The 15,413-nt window shown below is 72.4% G+C and carries 10 protein-coding genes; 8 read left to right on the top strand and 2 right to left on the bottom strand.

Annotation, left to right across the window (positions count from 1 at the left end; translation table 11 throughout):
- The first annotated feature begins 56 nt into the window (after positions 1 to 56).
- On the top strand, positions 57 to 1,475 hold the full coding sequence (locus EV567_RS22975; protein WP_130443150.1) for a sugar porter family MFS transporter: 1,419 nt from the start codon (positions 57 to 59) through the stop codon (positions 1,473 to 1,475).
- A gap of 139 nt (positions 1,476 to 1,614) precedes the next feature.
- Here EV567_RS22975 and EV567_RS22970 read toward each other — a convergent pair whose 3' ends face one another.
- Positions 1,615 to 2,586 (bottom strand): LLM class flavin-dependent oxidoreductase, encoded by a 972-nt coding sequence (locus EV567_RS22970; RefSeq protein ID WP_130443148.1) that lies wholly within the window; start codon positions 2,584 to 2,586, stop codon positions 1,615 to 1,617.
- Between the two features lie 134 nt (positions 2,587 to 2,720).
- Here EV567_RS22970 and ftsY point away from each other — a divergent pair, with 134 nt between their 5' ends.
- Positions 2,721 to 3,923 (top strand): signal recognition particle-docking protein FtsY, encoded by a 1,203-nt coding sequence (gene ftsY / locus EV567_RS22965; protein WP_130443146.1) that lies wholly within the window; start codon positions 2,721 to 2,723, stop codon positions 3,921 to 3,923.
- 140 nt (positions 3,924 to 4,063) lie between these two features.
- Here the strand turns inward: ftsY and EV567_RS22960 are convergent, their stop codons facing one another.
- Positions 4,064 to 4,720 (bottom strand): bifunctional DNA primase/polymerase, encoded by a 657-nt coding sequence (locus EV567_RS22960; RefSeq protein WP_130443144.1) that lies wholly within the window; start codon positions 4,718 to 4,720, stop codon positions 4,064 to 4,066.
- 447 nt (positions 4,721 to 5,167) lie between these two features.
- On the opposite strand from EV567_RS22960, the gene EV567_RS22955 reads away from it, so the two are divergent.
- From EV567_RS22955 to ftsH, 6 genes are all read left to right on the top strand, one after another.
- Positions 5,168 to 6,658 carry a hypothetical protein gene (locus EV567_RS22955; RefSeq protein ID WP_130443142.1) on the top strand — a complete coding sequence of 497 codons (1,491 nt, stop codon included), beginning with the start codon at positions 5,168 to 5,170 and terminating at the stop codon, positions 6,656 to 6,658.
- A 348-nt stretch (positions 6,659 to 7,006) separates the two neighbouring features.
- The gene (locus EV567_RS22950; RefSeq protein ID WP_130443140.1) at positions 7,007 to 8,344 is read left to right on the top strand and encodes an ammonium transporter; all 1,338 of its coding nucleotides are present in this window, start codon (positions 7,007 to 7,009) and stop codon (positions 8,342 to 8,344) included.
- Positions 8,341 to 8,679: a P-II family nitrogen regulator gene (locus EV567_RS22945; RefSeq protein ID WP_009190863.1), complete on the top strand. Its 339-nt coding sequence runs from the start codon at positions 8,341 to 8,343 to the stop codon at positions 8,677 to 8,679. Before EV567_RS22950 ends, EV567_RS22945 begins: the two co-directional genes overlap by 4 nt.
- A gap of 26 nt (positions 8,680 to 8,705) precedes the next feature.
- Positions 8,706 to 11,162 (top strand): [protein-PII] uridylyltransferase, encoded by a 2,457-nt coding sequence (locus EV567_RS22940; RefSeq protein WP_130443138.1) that lies wholly within the window; start codon positions 8,706 to 8,708, stop codon positions 11,160 to 11,162.
- 135 nt (positions 11,163 to 11,297) lie between these two features.
- Positions 11,298 to 12,857, top strand: coding sequence for a signal recognition particle protein (gene ffh, locus EV567_RS22935; RefSeq protein ID WP_130443136.1), 1,560 nt, complete (start codon positions 11,298 to 11,300; stop codon positions 12,855 to 12,857).
- A gap of 127 nt (positions 12,858 to 12,984) precedes the next feature.
- Positions 12,985 to 14,919, top strand: coding sequence for an ATP-dependent zinc metalloprotease FtsH (gene ftsH, locus EV567_RS22930; RefSeq protein ID WP_130443134.1), 1,935 nt, complete (start codon positions 12,985 to 12,987; stop codon positions 14,917 to 14,919).
- Positions 14,920 to 15,413 lie beyond the last annotated feature (494 nt).

Raw genomic sequence — 15,413 nt, 5'->3', positions numbered from 1 at the left:
ACCTCGAAGGGCTGACCCCACACCGGCAGCGCTGCCGGTGGCCCGAGGAGTTGAACGTGACCAGCACAGCGCAGGCACCCAAGTCAGGAGCCGCAACGGCTCATCCCGATCATCTCGGGCACGTCATCTTCATCGCCGCGGCGGCCGCCATGGGCGGCTTCCTCTTCGGCTACGACAGCTCCGTGATCAACGGCGCGGTCGAAGCCATCCGCGACCGCTACGACATCGGCTCCGCCGCCCTGGCCCAGGTCATCGCCGTCGCCCTGATCGGCTGCGCCATCGGCGCCGCGACCGCCGGCCGGATAGCCGACCGCATCGGCCGCATCCGCTGCATGCAGATCGCCGCCGCGCTGTTCACCGTGAGCGCCGTCGGCTCGGCGCTGCCCTTCTCCCTGTGGGACCTCGCCTTCTGGCGCGTCGTCGGCGGCTTCGCCATCGGCATGGCCTCCGTCATCGGCCCGGCCTACATCGCCGAGGTCGCCCCGCCCGCCTACCGTGGCCGCCTCGGCTCCTTCCAGCAGGCCGCGATCGTCGTCGGCATCGCCGTGTCCCAGCTGGTCAACTGGGGTCTGCTGAACGCCGCCGACGGCGACCAGCGCGGTCAGCTGATGGGCCTGGAGGCCTGGCAGGTCATGCTGGGCGTGATGGTCGTCCCGGCCGTCCTGTACGGGCTGCTCTCCTTCGCCATCCCCGAGTCGCCGCGCTTCCTCATCTCCGTCGGCCGGCGTGAGCGCGCCCGCGAGATCCTCCAGGAGGTCGAGGGCAAGGACGTCGACTTCGACGCCCGGGTCGCCGAGATCGAGCACGCCATGAAGAGCGAGCACAAGTCCAGCTTCCGGGACCTGCTCGGCGGCTCCTTCTTCTTCAAGCCGATCGTCTGGATCGGCATCGGCCTGTCGGTCTTCCAGCAGTTCGTCGGCATCAACGTCGCGTTCTACTACTCCTCGACGCTGTGGCAGTCGGTCGGCGTCGACCCGGCGGACTCGTTCTTCTACTCGTTCACGACGTCGATCATCAACATCGTCGGCACCGTGATCGCCATGATCTTCGTGGACCGCGTCGGCCGTAAGCCGCTCGCGATCGTGGGCTCCGTCGGCATGGTGATCGGCCTCGCGCTGGAGGCCTGGGCCTTCTCCTACGACCTCGTCGGCGGCAAGCTCCCGGCCACGCAGGGCTGGATCGCCCTCGTCGCCGCCCACGTGTTCGTCCTCTTCTTCGCCCTGTCCTGGGGTGTGGTCGTCTGGGTCTTCCTGGGCGAGATGTTCCCCAACCGGATCCGCGCCGCCGCGCTCGGCGTCGCCGCCTCCGCGCAGTGGATCGCCAACTGGGCCATCACGGCGAGCTTCCCGTCGCTGGCGGACTGGAACCTGTCCCTCACCTACGTGATCTACGCGGCCTTCGCCGCCCTCTCCATCCCCTTCGTCCTCAAGTACGTCAACGAGACGAATGGCAAGTCCCTGGAGGAGATGGGCTGACCCGACCCGGGGAGCAGGGCCACCACCCCGCCGCCCTCCTCCCCACCCACCGCCGCCCCCGCCCGGCCCACAGCCGGACGGGGGCGGCGGTGTCGCCGGACACCCTGGACACGCGTGTCGCCGGACCCGGGGCCCCGGGTCAGCCGTCGAGGGCCGGGAGGGCGCGCTCGGCGAACAGGCGCAGGCTCCGCCAGCCCTCCTCCAGGGGCATCCCCCCGACCAGCGGATGGAGGACGAGGTTGTCCAGGCCCTCCGCCGCGCACTGCTCCGGGGTCAGGACGCGGTAGACGCCCTCCGCGCGCAGCTCCTCCACCGACGTGGCCCGCGAACGCACCGCCGAGCGGATGTCCGCCGACTGCCAGGAGGCGTAGGTGCGGGCCTCGTGGAGGAAGTGCCCGCCGTACTTCGCCCACACCCGGTCCGGGTCCTCGGTGATGTGCAGCAGCGGGGTCTGCGCCCCCGGCATCATCACCCAGCCCTGCGTCCCGTACTCCACCAGCCGTTCCTTGTAGTACGCCTCCAGCTCCGGCAGGTGCGCACTGGGGAAGAACGGCAGCCCGAGCCGGGCGGCCCGGCGGGCGGCGGCCCGCGAGGAGCCCCCGACCAGCAGCAGGGGGTGCGGCTCGGAAGCGGGCCGCGGGGTGACCCGTACCGTACGGCCCCGGTATGCGAACTCCTCTCCGGTCCACGCCCGCAGCAGCGTCCGCAGCACCTCGTCCTGGAGCCGCCCCCGCCGCGCCCACTCCACCCCGGCCCGCGCGTACTCCTCGGGCCGGTACCCGATCCCGGTTACCGTGACCAGCCGGCCGCCGCTCAGCAGGTCCAGCACCGCGATGTCCTCCGCCAGCCGCAGCGGGTCGTGCAACGGGCCGATCACCGCGGAGACCGTGACCGCGAGCCGACGGGTCGCCCCGAGGACCGCGCCCGCGAAGACGAACGGAGAGGGCAGCCAGTTGTTCTCCACGCCGTGGTGCTCCTCGGTCTGCACCGTGGTGATCCCGTGCTCGTCGGCGTACGCGGCCATCTCCAGGGCCGCCCGGTAGCGCGAGCCGAGCTCGGCGGGACTCGCGCCGGGAGCGACGAGGTTGAAACGGACGACGGTCACGGGCATGGCAGGGCCCCCTTCGGTCGTGGAGGGCAGGACGCTAGCTGACGGGCCGTCAGGTAGCCAGAGGTGGGCGGCGCCCGGTTCGCACGCGTCGGCGGCCGACCCGGCGGGGAGGGGTCGCGCATACTGGACGCGTTATGGACATCGTCATCCTTGCTGTAGTCATCGCCGTGGTCGTGGTCGCCGCGCTCGGCGGGCTCGTCGTCGGCAGCCGGCGCAAGAAGCCGCTGCCCCCGCCGCCCCCCGCCGCGCCCGACATCACGGCGCCTCCGGCCGAGCCGCACGTCGGCGACGAGGCCGAGACGCCGCGCGACGAACCGCGCCGCACCATCGAGGAGGTGGACCTCCCGGGCGGCGGCGCTCCCACCGCCGTCGAGGAACCTCCCGTCGTCGAGGCTCCGCCGATCGAGATCCCGGAGCCCACCGAGGGGCGGCTCGTCCGCCTCCGCGCCCGCCTCTCCCGCTCCCAGACCGCCCTCGGCAAGGGTCTGCTCACGCTGCTCTCGCGCGAGCACCTCGACGAGGACACGTGGGAGGAGATCGAGGACACGCTGCTCACCGCCGACGTCGGCGTGCAGCCCACCCAGGAACTCGTCGAACGGCTGCGCGAGCGGGTCAAGGTGCTCGGCACCCGCACCCCCGAGGAGCTGCGCGGCCTGCTGCGCGAGGAGCTGCTCAAGCTGGTCGGCACCGAGGTCGACCGCACCGTGAAGACCGAGCCCGAGGACCGCAAGCCCGGCATCGTGATGGTCGTCGGCGTCAACGGCACCGGCAAGACCACCACCACCGGCAAGCTCGCGCGCGTGCTCGTCGCGGACGGCCGTACGGTCGTCCTGGGCGCCGCCGACACCTTCCGGGCCGCCGCCGCCGACCAGCTCCAGACCTGGGGCGAGCGCGTCGGAGCCCACACCGTGCGCGGGCCGGAGGCGGGCGATCCCGCCTCGGTCGCCTTCGACGCGGTCAAGGAGGGCAAGGAGATGGGGGTCGACGTCGTCCTCATCGACACCGCCGGGCGGCTGCACACCAAGACCGGGCTCATGGACGAGCTCGGCAAGGTCAAGCGCGTCGTCGAGAAGCACGCCCCGCTCGACGAGGTGCTGCTGGTCCTCGACGCCACCACCGGCCAGAACGGCCTCGTCCAGGCGCGGGTCTTCGCCGAGGTCGTCGACATCACCGGCATCGTGCTGACCAAGCTCGACGGCACGGCCAAGGGCGGCATCGTGGTCGCGGTCCAGCGCGAGCTGGGCGTGCCGGTCAAGCTGATCGGGCTCGGCGAGGGCGCGGACGACCTGGCGCCGTTCGAACCCGAGGCGTTCGTCGACGCGCTCATCGGGGACTGACCACCTCCGCCACGCGAGGAAGCGCCCGCCCCTGATCCAGTGGGAGCGGGCGCTTCGCCGTGTGCGGCCGGGGTGAGGGGTTTTCGTGGCGTACGCCGGTGGGGTGTACGCCGGAGCCGGTGGGTGTGTACGCCGGAGCCCTACGCGCGGGAGCGGTGGGCCACGTACGCCAGGGTGCCGAGCAGCAGGCGGGCCTCGGGCGGCCGGGTCGCCGAGTCCAGCGCGGGCGGGCGCAGCCAGCGCACGGGGCCGAGGCCGCCCCGGTCGGAGGGCGGCGCCGTGATGTGCGCGCCGGGGCCGAGGCCGCGCAGGTCCAGGGAGTCCGGCGCGTCCCAGCCCATGCGGTACAGCAGGTCGGGCAGCTCGTCGGCGGCCCCGGGAGCGACCAGGAACTGGGCGCGCCCCTCGGGGGTGGCGGTCACCGGGCCGAGGGGGAGGCCCATGCGTTCGAGGCGGATCAGGGCGTGCCGTCCGGCCGGCTCGGCCACCTCGACCACGTCGAAGGCCTCCCCGACGGGCAGCATCACCGAGGCGCCCGGGTACTCCGCCCACGCGCGCGTGACGTCGTCGAGCGTGGCGCCGGCCGGAACGCGGGGCGCGCACGAAAGAGGATGCGCGCCCGGTGCCCGGCAGCCGGGGCGGCCGCAGGAGCACAGACCGCCGGCGGCCCGCGCCCCCGGCACCACGTCCCACCCCCACAGTCCGGTGAACTCGGCGACGGCGGTGCACTCGGACGAGCGACCGCGCCTGCGCGCGCCGGAGCGGATCTCGCGAATGCCGCCGATCGTGAAGCCCATGCCCCCTCCAACGGGTCCGGCGCACCGGTGGTCACGCAGCGGACGCGCCTCGTGACTCTGCGTGCTTTCGCCTTCCCGGCCCAGCCGTTTTCAGGCGGCTTGCGGGAGCGCTCCAGGTGGTGCGTACAACTGCGCACGCCCCTGAGTGCACCGTTCCGCCCACCCCTGGCCGTCCTATGTCAAGTGAATCGCCAACGCGCCACCGTAGGTTCATTCGAAGGGGTGGCGAATGGTGGCGTTTCTGGAACCGCCGTGGTCGGCGCGTGATCGTGGGGTTACTTTGAGTGTGCGAGACCCAGGGGCACTTGCCTCTGTGGGTATGCCGGGGGCAAGTCGGCCAGCCGTTCGAAGGGTGAGAACCGCCGGACGGCGGACCCCGTCCACCGGCATTCTGATAGGGCTTGGCGCAGCGAAGCGACAAGTGGTCTCAGGGATGGGGGCGTTCCAGTGAGCGGCAACAGCGGTAGGGGGACGAGCGCGGGGAGCGCCGCGCCCGCCGACAAGCGCCCCAACGAGCTGCTCACGTCCTGGTTCGTGCGCAGCGGCTGGTCCAAGGGCGAACTGGCCCGCCAGGTCAACCGCCGGGCCCGCCAGCTGGGCGCCAACCACATCTCCACGGACACCTCGCGCGTGCGCCGCTGGCTGGACGGCGAGAACCCCCGCGAGCCCATCCCCAAGATCCTCTCCGAGCTGTTCACCGAGCGGTTCGGCTGCGTCGTCTCCGTCGAGGACCTCGGTCTGCGCACCCCGCGGCAGACGCCCGCGGCCACCGGCGTCGACCTGCCCTGGACCGGCCCGCAGACAGTGGCCCTGCTCAGCGAGTTCTCGCGCAGCGACCTGATGCTGGCCCGGCGCGGCTTCCTCGGAACGTCGCTGGCCCTGTCCGCGGGCCCCACCCTCATCGAGCCCATGCAGCGCTGGCTCGTCCCCTCGCCGCCCACCCCGCCGGAGGCGGAGCCCCTCCCGACCAGCCGCGCGCGCGGCCGGCTCTCCAGGCCCGAGCTGGACCTGCTGGAGTCCACGACCGTGATGTTCCGGCAGTGGGACGCCCAGTGCGGCGGCGGACTGCGCCGCAAGGCCGTCGTCGGACAGCTGCACGAGGTGACGGACCTCCTCCAGGAGCCCCAGCCCGAGGCCACCGCCCGCAGGCTCTTCAAGGTCGCCGCCGAACTGGCCGAACTCGCCGGCTGGATGAGCTACGACGTCGGACTCCAGCCCACCGCGCAGAAGTACTTCGTCCTCGCCCTGCACGCCGCCAAGGAGGCCGGCGACCGGCCGCTCGGCTCCTACATCCTGTCCAGCATGAGCCGTCAGATGATCCACCTGGGACGGCCCGAGGACGCCCTGGAGCTGATCCACCTCGCCCAGTACGGCAGCCGGGACTGCGCCGGCCCGCGCACCCAGTCCATGCTGTATGCGATGGAGGCCCGCGCCTACGCCAACATGGGCCAGCCCGGCCGGTGCAAACGGGCGGTCAGGATGGCCGAGGACACCTTCGCCGACGCCGCCGACTGGGACGAGCCCGACCCCGACTGGATCCGCTTCTTCTCCGAGGCCGAACTGCACGGCGAGAACTCCCACTCCTACCGCGACCTGGCCTACGTCGCCGGCCGCAGCCCCACCTACGCCTCACTCGCCGAACCCCTGATGCAGCGGGCCGTCGATCTCTTCGCCAAGGACGAGCACCACCAGCGGTCCTACGTGCTGAACCTCATCGGCATGGCCACCGTCCATCTGCTGCGCCGCGAGCCCGGACAGAGCGCGGTGCTGGCCGCGCAGGCCATGAAGGAGGCCAAGAAGGTCCGCTCCGAGCGGGTGAACACCCGTATCCGGAAGACCGTGGACTGCGCGGTCCGCGACTTCGGGGACCTCACCGAGGTCGTCGACCTCACCGACCGGCTCGCCGTCGAGCTGCCGGAGGCCGCCGAAGCGGTCTGACCGCCGACGCGACCGCCCTGAACCCCGGCCGCGGCCGGCCTTCCCGAACCGCCCGACTCGGCTCCCCCATGCCAGGTCGTCGGAAGGCCGACCGCGGCCGGTCCGCTTCCCTCCCGGCGAGCCCCGGCGTCCGCCGGGTGAAGGTTGCGCCACGATAACGATCGGCTGAGGCGGCATCCGCCAGTTCATCGACGCGTAACACGCACGGCGCCTTCGTCACGGCGGCGAAACAACGAGGGGCTTCCACCGAAACCGCGCTGCGTCAATCTCGTGGCCCATAAGCGGCCCACCCCTCATTCCGCTCAGGCTTCGCCCGCACGGGGCCGTACCTACGACGAGGAGACGCCGATGGCATCAGCCATCACGCTTGCGGCGGACGCACCCACGCTGTCGTCCGCGAACACAGGCTTCATGCTCATCTGTTCCGCCCTGGTGATGCTCATGACACCGGGCCTGGCCTTCTTCTACGGAGGCATGGTCCGCGTCAAGAGCACCCTGAACATGCTGATGATGAGCTTCATCAGCCTCGGGATCGTCACCATCCTGTGGGTGCTGTACGGCTTCTCCCTCGCCTTCGGCACCGACTCCGGCAGCCTCATCGGCTGGAACTCGGACTGGGTCGGCCTCAGCAACATCGGCCTGACCGAGCTGTGGGACGGCTACACCATCCCGGTCTTCGTCTTCCTCGTCTTCCAGCTGATGTTCGCCGTCATCACCCCGGCCCTGATCAGCGGCGCCCTCGCCGACCGCGTCAAGTTCAGCGCCTGGGCGCTGTTCGTCGCCCTGTGGGCCACGGTCGTCTACTTCCCCGTCGCGCACTGGGTCTGGGGCGCCGGCGGCTGGGCCTTCGAACTCGGCGTCATCGACTTCGCCGGCGGCACGGCCGTCCACATCAACGCCGGCGCCGCGGCCCTCGGCGTGATCCTGGTCATCGGCAAGCGCGTCGGCTTCAAGAAGGACCCGATGCGCCCGCACAGCCTTCCGCTGGTCATGCTCGGCGCCGGTCTGCTGTGGTTCGGCTGGTTCGGCTTCAACGCCGGCTCCTGGCTCGGCAACGACGACGGCGTGGGCGCGCTGATGTTCGTCAACACCCAGGTCGCCACCGCCGCCGCCATGCTGGCCTGGTTGATCTACGAGAAGATCCGCCACGGCGCGTTCACCACCCTCGGCGCCGCCTCCGGCGCGGTCGCCGGCCTGGTCGCCATCACCCCGGCGGGCGGCGCGGTCTCCCCGCTCGGCGCGATCGCCGTCGGCGCCATCGCGGGCTTCCTGTGCGCCATGGCCGTCGGCCTGAAGTACAAGTTCGGCTACGACGACTCCCTCGACGTCGTCGGCGTCCACCTGGTCGGCGGTGTCCTCGGCTCCCTGCTGATCGGCTTCTTCGCCAGCGGCAAGGGCCAGTCAGACGTCAAGGGCCTCTTCTACGGCGGCGGCCTCGACCAGTTCTGGAAGCAGTGCGCCGGCGTCTTCGCCGTCCTCGCCTACTCCCTGATCGCCTCCGCGATCCTCGCCTTCCTCCTGGACAAGACCATCGGCATGCGCGTCCCCGAGGACGACGAGGTCGCCGGCATCGACCAGGCCGAGCACGCGGAGACCGCATACGACTTCAGCGGAGCCGGCGGCGGCGCCCGCTCGACCGCCCTCCCGGCCCCCGTGCCCGACACCGCCAAGAAGGTGGACGCATGAAGCTCATCACCGCCGTCGTCAAGCCCCACCGCCTCGACGAGATCAAGGAAGCCCTCCAGGCCTTCGGCGTGCACGGTCTGACGGTCACCGAGGCCAGCGGCTACGGTCGTCAGCGGGGCCACACCGAGGTCTACCGCGGCGCCGAGTACACGGTGGACCTGGTCCCCAAGATCCGCATCGAGGTGCTGGCCGAGGACGACGACGCCGAACAGCTGATCGACGTCGTGGTCAAGGCGGCCCGCACCGGCAAGATCGGCGACGGCAAGGTCTGGTCCCTCCCGGTCGAGACGGCCGTACGGGTCCGCACCGGCGAGCGCGGCCCGGACGCGCTCTGACGGCAGCACAGAACAGGAGCCACTGGGTGACGAGTACGGACGTGCGGAAAGAAGCAGAGGACTCGGGACCCAGCGGTTACGCGGCGGCCCGGCTGCGCCTCCTCACCGAGGAGACGCGGTCCGGGCCGCCGCGCCGTAAGGCCCTGTCCCAACTCACCGACGACTGGCTCGCGGGACTGTTCACCGCGGCCGCCGGCGCCGCCCAGGGCGTCTCCCTGGTCGCCGTCGGCGGCTACGGCCGAGGCGAACTGTCCCCGCGCAGCGACCTCGACCTCCTCCTGCTGCACGACGGCGGCGACCCCGCGGAGATCGCCGCACTCGCCGACCGCCTCTGGTACCCCGTGTGGGACCTCGGCCTCGCCCTCGACCACTCCGTGCGCACCCCCGCCGAGGCCCGCAAGACGGCCGGCGAGGACCTGAAGGTCCACCTCGGCCTGCTGGACGCCCGCCACCTCGCCGGCGACCCGGCGGTGACGGCCGCACTGCGCACCGCCGCCCTCGCCGACTGGCGCAACCAGGCGCCCAAACGCCTGCCCCAGCTCCAGGAGCTCTGCGCCGAACGCGCCGACCGCCAGGGCGAACTCCAGTACCTCCTCGAACCCGACCTGAAGGAGGCCCGCGGCGGCCTCAGGGACGCCACCGCCCTGCGCGCCGTCGCCGCCTCCTGGCTCGCCGACGCACCCCGCGAAGGCCTCGACGACGCCCGCCGCAGGCTCCTCGACGTCCGCGACGCCCTCCACCTGACCACCGGCCGCGCCACCGACCGCCTCTCCCTCCAGGAGCAGGACCAGGTCGCCGCCGAACTGGGCCTCCTGGACGCCGACACCCTCCTGCGCCAGGTCTACGAGGCCGCCCGCGTCATCTCCTACGCCAGCGACGTCACCTGGCGCGAAGTGGGGCGCGTGCTCCGGTCGCGCGCCGTGCGGCCGAGGCTGCGCGCCATGCTCGGCGGCGGCAAGCCCACCGCCGAACGCTCCCCGCTCGCCGAAGGCGTCGTCGAGCAGGACGGCGAGGTGGTGCTCGCCCGCGCCGCACGCCCCGAACGCGACCCCGTGCTCCCGCTGCGCGCCGCGGCCGCCGCCGCCCAGGCCGGCCTCCCGCTCTCCCTCCACGCCGTACGCCGCCTCGCCGCCACCGTGCGTCCCCTGCCCACGCCCTGGCCCGCCGAGGCACGCGAACAACTGGTCACCCTGCTCGGCTCCGGCCGCCCCACCGTCGACGTCTGGGAGGCACTGGAGGCCGCCGGCCTGATCACCCGGCTGCTGCCCGACTGGGAGCGGGTGCGCTGCCGGCCGCAGCGCAACGCCGTGCACCTGTGGACCGTCGACCGGCACCTCATCGAGACCGCCGTGCGCGCCTCGGAGTTCACCCGACGCGTCAGTCGGCCCGACCTCCTCCTGGTCGCCGCGCTGCTGCACGACATCGGCAAGGGCTGGCCCGGCGACCACTCCGTGGCCGGCGAGACCATCGCCAGGGACGTCGCCGTCCGCATCGGCTTCGACCAGGCGGACGCCGCCGTCCTCGCCACCCTCGTCCGCCACCACCTGCTGCTCGTCGAGACGGCCACCCGGCGCGACCTGGAGGACCCGGCCACCGTCCACTCGGTCGCCGAAGCCGTCGGCTCACCCGGCACACTCGAACTGCTGCACGCCCTGACCGAGGCCGACGCCCTCGCCACCGGCCCGGCCGCCTGGTCCTCCTGGCGCGGCTCGCTCGTCGCCGACCTGGTCAAACGCGTCGCCGCCGTCCTCGCCGGGGACGAACCCGAGGAGCCGGCCGCCGCCGCGCCCACCGCCGAACAGGAGCGCCTCGCCATCGAGGCGGCCGCCACCGGCAGCCCGGTCCTCTCGCTGCGCGCCCAGACCGAACCGCCCGCCGACCCGGCGGCCGGACCAGCGCCCGGCGACCCCGAACCGCTCGGCGTGGAACTCATCGTCGCCGTACCCGACCAGCCCAGCGTGCTCCCGGCCGTCGCCGGCGTCCTCGCCCTGCACCGGCTGACCGTGCGCACCGCCGAACTGCGCGCCCACGACCTGCCCTCCGGCATCGACGGCGCCGTCCTGCTGCTCAACTGGCGGGTCGCCGCCGAGTACGGCTCGCTGCCCCAGGCGGCCCGGCTGCGCGCCGACCTGGTCCGCGCGCTGGACGGCTCACTGGACATCGCGGGCCGGCTCGCCGAGCGGGACGCCGCCTACCCCAGGCGCCGGGGCACGGTCGCGCCCCCCGCGCGCGTGACGGTCGCCCCCGCGGCCTCCCGCCACGCCACGGTCATCGAGGTCCGCGCCCAGGACGCCCCCGGACTGCTGCTGCGGATCGGGCGGGCGCTGGAGGACGCGGCGGTACGCGTGCGGAGCATGCACGTGAGCACGCTCGGCGCCAACGCCGTCGACGCCTTCTACGTCACGGACGACACGGGCGCCCCCCTGCCGCCCGGCGAGGCCACGGCCGTCGCGCGGAAACTCGAGGAGACGCTGAGGGCCTGACCCCGGGCCCCGGCCGGACCACGTCAGCAGGCCGTCCCCGTCCGCCGTTCGCGGCGGGCGGGGACGATTCGCTTGCGCGGACCGATACCCTGGAAGACGCTCACACTGCCCCCGACACCGAGGACCGACGTCGCCGTGTTCGATACCCTCTCCGACCGCCTCAGCGCGACTTTCAAGAATCTCCGCGGCAAGGGGCGCTTGAGCGAGGCGGACATCGACGCCACCGCGCGCGAGATCCGCATCGCGCTCCTCGAAGCGGACGTGGCCCTTCCTGTCGTGCGGACGTTCATCAAGAACGTCAAGGAGCGTGCCCTCGGCGCCGAGGTCTCCCGGGCGCTGAACCCCGCCCAGCAGGTCCTGAAGGTCGTCAACGACGAGCTCGTCACGATCCTCGGCGGCGAGACCCGGCGGCTGCGCTTCGCCAAGCAGCCGCCCACCGTCATCATGCTCGCCGGTCTCCAGGGCGCCGGTAAGACCACCCTCGCGGGCAAGCTGGGCCGCTGGCTGAAGGAGCAGGGCCACTCGCCGCTGCTGGTCGCCTGCGACCTCCAGCGCCCCAACGCCGTCAACCAGCTGAGCGTCGTCGCCGAGCGCGCCGGTGTCGCCGTCTACGCGCCGCAGCCGGGCAACGGCGTCGGCGACCCGGTCCAGGTCGCCAAGGACTCCGTCGACTTCGCGAAGTCCCGGGTGCACGACATCGTGATCGTGGACACCGCGGGCCGCCTCGGCATCGACGCCGAGATGATGCAGCAGGCCGCCGACATCCGCGACGCGGTCAGCCCCGACGAGATCCTCTTCGTCGTCGACGCCATGATCGGTCAGGACGCCGTCAACACCGCCGAGGCGTTCCGCGACGGCGTCGGCTTCGACGGCGTGGTCCTCTCCAAGCTCGACGGCGACGCGCGCGGCGGCGCCGCCCTGTCGATCCGGCAGATCACCGGCAAGCCGATCATGTTCGCGTCGAACGGCGAGAAGCTCGACGACTTCGACCAGTTCCACCCCGACCGGATGGCGTCCCGCATCCTCGACATGGGCGACCTGCTCACCCTGATCGAGCAGGCGGAGAAGACCTTCAGCCAGGAAGAGGCCGCCAAGATGGCCTCCAAGCTGGCGTCCAAGAAGGGTCAGGAGTTCACGCTCGACGACTTCCTGGCCCAGATGGAGCAGGTCAGGAAGATGGGGTCGATCTCCAAGCTCCTCGGCATGCTCCCCGGCATGGGGCAGATCAAGGACCAGATCAACAACCTCGACGAGCGGGACGTGGACCGCACGGCCGCGATCATCAAGTCGATGACCCCCGCCGAGCGCCAGGACCCCACGATCATCAACGGCTCCCGCCGCGCCCGGATCGCCAAGGGTTCCGGTGTCGACGTCAGCGCGGTGAAGGGCCTGGTCGAGCGGTTCTTCGAGGCCCGCAAGATGATGTCCCGCATGGCGCAGGGCGGCGGCATGCCCGGGATGCCGGGGATGCCCGGCATGGGCGGCGGCCCCGGCCGCACCAAGAAGCAGCCGAAGAAGGCCAAGGGCAAGCAGCGCTCCGGCAACCCGATGAAGCGCAGGCAGCAGGAGCAGGAGGAGGCGGCCCGCAGGGCGGCCGGCGCGCAGGGCGGCCCCGGTGGCGCCTTCGGCCTGCCCGGCCAGCAGGGCGGCCAGGACTTCGAGCTGCCGGACGAGTTCAAGAAGTTCATGGGCTGAGCCCGCCGGTGCCGTACGCCAGAGGCGTGTGACACCGCGAGGAACGCAAGGCGCTGAGGGCGTCCTTCCGCACGGGAGGGCGCCCTCAGCGCGTGCCGCCGTCCGCTGTGTGCCGTAACGTCCAGATATGAGCGATGCCGCGCCGCCGCGGCGGAACCCCGACCAGCCGTGGCGCACCGAGGGCACTCCGGACGAGCCGCCGGCGAGGCCCGGCGGCCGCAGGAGACGCGGGCGCTGGTGGGGCCTTGCCGTCACCGCCGTGATCGTCTTCCTGCTGGCCTACATCGGGCTCAACTACCTCGACCGGGGCGACGAGCCCACGATCGCCTACACGGAGTTCAGCAAACAGGTCGACGAGGGCAACGTCGACAAGATCTACTCCAAGGGCGACGCGATCGAGGGCCAGCTCAAGAAGGCCCGGGACGATCCCGACGGCGGCGGCCAGTACACCCGCTTCCGCACCCAGCGGCCGGCCTTCGCCGAAGACGACCTCTGGCAGAACCTGGAGCGGCGGGACGTCACCGTGACCGCGCGGCCGGTGGTGCAGCAGCGCGGTCTGCTGTCCAACCTGCTGATCTCGCTGGTGCCGATCGTGGTCCTGGTCGCCGTGTGGATCTTCGTCGCCCGGCGCTTCGGCGGCGGGCTGGGCGGTGCGGGCGGCATGCTGGGGCGCAAGACCCCGCCCAAGCCGGTCGAGTTGCGCGCCGGCACCCAGCGCACCACCTTCGCCGACGTGGCCGGCATCGACGAGGTCAAGGGCGAACTCGACGACGTGGTCGACTTCCTGGAGCACCCGGACGTCTACCGCAGGATGGGCGCCAAGATGCCCCGCGGTGTGCTGCTCGCGGGCTCGCCCGGCACCGGCAAGACCCTGCTGGCGCGGGCGGTGGCCGGCGAGGCCGGGGTGCCCTTCTTCTCGGCCTCCGCCTCGGAGTTCATCGAGATGATCGTCGGCGTCGGCGCGTCCCGGGTGCGCGAGCTGTTCGCCGAGGCGCGCAAGGTGGCGCCGTCGATCATCTTCATCGACGAGATCGACACCATCGGGCGGGTGCGCGGCGGAGGCGCCTCGGTGAGCGGCCACGACGAGCGCGAGCAGACGCTGAACCAGATCCTCACCGAGATGGACGGCTTCTCGGGCTCGGAGGGCGTCATCGTCATCGCCGCGACCAACCGCGCCGACATCCTGGACCCGGCCCTGACCCGGCCCGGCCGCTTCGACCGGGTGGTCAGCGTCTCCCCGCCGGACCGCGGCGGACGGGAGGCGATCCTGCGCATCCACACCCGGGGGATCCCGCTCGCCGGCGACGTGGACCTCGCCCAGGTGGCGCGCACGACCCCGGGCATGACGGGTGCGGATCTGGCCAACCTCGCCAACGAGGCCGCCCTGCTCGCGGTCAAGCGCAAGCAGGACCGGGTGACCTCGGCGGACCTGTCGGAGGCGCTGGAGAAGGTGCAGCTGGGGGCCGAGCGCACGCTCGTCATGCCCGAGGAGGACCGCCGCAGGACCGCCTACCACGAGAGCGGGCACGCGCTGCTGGGCATGCTGCAGCCCGGCGCCGACCCCGTCCGCAAGGTCACCATCGTGCCGCGCGGCCGGGCGCTCGGGGTGACGATGTCGACGCCGGAGGTGGAGCGGTACGCGCTCTCCGAGGAGTACCTGCGCGGCCGCATCATCGGCGCCCTGGGCGGGATGGCGGCCGAGCAGGTGATCTACGGGGTGGTCACCACGGGAGCCGAGAACGACCTCGAACAGGTCACGAACATCGCGCGGGGCATGGTCGCCCGGTGGGGCATGAGCGAGCGCGTGGGACGCCTGTCCGCCCTCCCCAGCGACGCCCAGCAGGCCTACGGCCTCGCCGCCGCGCCGCGCACCCTCGATGTGATCGACGACGAGATGCGGCGCGTGGTGGAGGACTGCTACGAGGAGGCCATCCGCAAACTCCGCGACCACCGAGGGCAGTTGGACGCGCTGGCGGAGGCGCTGCTGGAACACGAGACACTGGAGGAGGCGGACGCCTACCGCATCGCGGGCATCACCCGCCTGACGAAGAACGAGGCGTAAGACGGGCGTTGAGCCTCACGTGGCCGCCCCGAGGGCGCCCGGCTTCGGGCCTCTGGCCCCCGAGCGCGCCCGGCCTCGAGCCTCGCTCCGCCCCATGAGTCCGCCCGGCCTTGTGGCTCACCCGGCCTTGCGCCTCGCCCCGGTCCGCGGGCTCGGCCGGCCTCGGGCGTCGCCCCGGTCCGTGGACGCCCGGCTTCGGGCCTCGCTCCGGCCCATGGGCTTGTCCGGCCTCGGGCCTCGCCCCGGCCGGTGAGTGCGTCCGGTCCTGTGGCTCGCCCGACCTTGGGCCTCGCTCCGGCCCGTGGGCTTGTCCGGGTCTCGCTCTGGCCCGTGAGTTCGTCCGGCCTTGTGGCTCACCCGGCCTTGGGCTTCGCTCCAGCCCGTGGGCTCGTCCGGCCTAGTGAGCTTGTTCCGCTTTGACGGACACCATCGGTGTGTGGTGGTCAGGCTGCGAGTGTGGTCTCGTATTCGGCGGGACTGCGGTAGCCGAGGCT

The organism is Streptomyces sp. BK239 (assembly GCF_004217285.1).
In the GTDB taxonomy this organism is placed as follows: domain Bacteria; phylum Actinomycetota; class Actinomycetes; order Streptomycetales; family Streptomycetaceae; genus Streptomyces.
This window is presented reverse-complemented; position numbering and strand designations above follow the sequence as displayed.